Annotated in this window: 1 protein-coding gene; it reads right to left on the bottom strand. The window is 64.6% G+C overall.

All coding sequences use genetic code 11. The features are described from left to right. Positions 1 to 387: MFS transporter (locus tag JHN63_RS52140; RefSeq protein WP_200692068.1), on the bottom strand; the 387-nt coding region annotated here is incomplete at both ends.

Here is a 387-nt window from a genome sequence, read left to right on the forward strand (position 1 = left end):
CCAGGTTCTGCATCATCATGCCGATGCCGAGACCCATGACGAACATGAAGACCGCGACGTGCCAGTACGGGGTGTCGTACCGGATCGTGCCCAGCAGCCCGAGCCCGGCCGTGACCAGGAAGCCACCGGTGACCAGCCACGCCTTCCAGCGCCCGGTCTTGGTGATGACCTGACCGGAGATCGTCGAGGAGAGGAAGAGGCCCGCGATCATCGGGATGGTCATGACGCCGGACATCGTCGGCGACTTGCCGCGCGCCAGCTGGAAGTACTGGCTGAAGAATACGGTGCCCGCGAACATCGCGATGCCGACGAACAGCGAGGCGATCGAGGCCAGCGTGATGGTGCGGTTACGGAAGAGGCGCAGCGGGATGATGGGTTCCTTGGCCC

Origin of the sequence: Streptomyces sp. MBT65 (genome assembly GCF_016612545.1) — a bacterium.
Lineage (GTDB): Bacteria > Actinomycetota > Actinomycetes > Streptomycetales > Streptomycetaceae > Streptomyces.